Here is a 1607-nt window from a genome sequence, read left to right on the forward strand (position 1 = left end):
CAATGCCATTTAGATAGAACATTTTGTAGATGATTCTTTATGTTACATTCTGTAATGTTTTGATATTTGGAGTGCTTTGAGAGGAAAAAATACGCAAACTTCCCCTTTGGGGTAGAAATCGTACTTTTATCCTTTAAATAACTTGTGTTTTTATCCAAAAAAAGTTATAGTATTCTTATATTAGGACACTCGGTATGCAAAGCTTACAAAGCCTTTCCTCTTTTTGGTACGGGGAAATTTCCGGCCGGGCTTGACCGGGACCAGGTAGCGTAACAGGAGTGTCTCGATATGAGGCGAGATCGTAGGACTGCTTTTTTGAAGGAAAGCTTTACAGATATGTACAGCCATGGTGAAGTTCACCTGGTAAGCGTATTTTGTTTTTTTCTGATGAGTACTTACATGTGGGGTAACGGATTCACAGAAATTATACAGAATGACGCGCGCGTATATCTCCTGTTCTACGTATCCCGCCTTTTTTGAATGAAGCTGGGAAAGCCCCAGGCTATACTTTAATTTTCGGAATGATGTTTCGATTCCCCATCTCAAATGGTATAATTCCCTGATCCTCCACGGAGGGAATGCTTCTCTTTCAAGATTCGTAACGATACATTCGTATCCACCGGTATCCAGTAAAAACCGTACCATTCTTAATCTCATAGGATAGACTGCCTGTTTTCCGTCTTTTTCCAGATCTAGGAAATCAAACACGGAGCTTGGGGAAAGTTTTTTATAGTGGACAGGATCTTTTTTTGAATGTACCGTGCTCCGTGTGATAAAAAAATCCAGGTCTTCGTCCAGTTCCCTGTCAGGCAGCCGGAAACCATACGAGATCCCTCCCCTGCGGGAGATATCCTTTGTACGGATAACAAAAGACAGGCCTTTTGCCATGATATGGGCAAAAACGTGATAAGTTTCATATCCCCGGTCAGCCAGTATGATCGTTCTGGCAGGGGTGCTGATATTTCCCAGCATCTGGACCAGGGCACGGGATTCATTGCTGACCATTGTCTTTTCGATCCGTATATCTGTGTATCTTTTATTACAAAGATCATACAGCGCATGGAGATGGAGCTGGTTGGAGCCTCTTTTTCCATTGCCGGAAGGTTTACAGCTTTCTTTGTCCGCAGGGTCATAACAGATGTTCAGATCAGATCCGTCACAAGCCAGGAGCTGAAATCCATCATAAGTATGTCCTGCCGGAAGTTTCTGTGTAAAATGATAAAACAGGTAACTCATGGCATCTGGAAGAAGCTTGGCCCTTTGCTGGTGGATAGCGGAAAGAGAAGGGATATCAGCAGGAAACCTGTGCTGGAAAAAGTCATGGGATGTAGTAGAAAGAGAGCCACCCTGCATGGTTAAAAGAGAGAGGATCGTATCCCGAAAGGAAATCTTACGTTTTCTCGAAAAATCAACGCCAGGGTGAAGGACAAAAGAATCCTTCTGAAGTTCTAATTCAGAAATAGCAGACAGGAGCAATTCATAACTGGAAGCAAAAGTAGAGTTCATAAGCGAGCCTCCTTTTGTATAAAAAAAGATTGCAATGTATAATTCTTTTTTACCATACATTGCAATCTTTTGGAATACTATGTTCTAACTAAATGGCATTG

At 41.9% G+C, this 1607-nt stretch carries 1 protein-coding gene; it reads right to left on the reverse strand.

All coding sequences use genetic code 11. The features are described from left to right. Positions 1–180: 180 nt before the first annotated feature. The gene (locus tag GPK58_RS12630) at positions 181–1506 is read right to left on the reverse strand and encodes an IS4 family transposase (RefSeq protein ID WP_175443014.1); all 1326 of its coding nucleotides are present in this window, start codon (positions 1504–1506) and stop codon (positions 181–183) included. Positions 1507–1607: the final 101 nt, after the last annotated feature.

The sequence above is a fragment of the Blautia sp. MCC270 genome (assembly GCF_018785605.1).
Taxonomy (GTDB): Bacteria; Bacillota; Clostridia; order Lachnospirales; family Lachnospiraceae; genus Blautia_A; species Blautia_A fusiformis.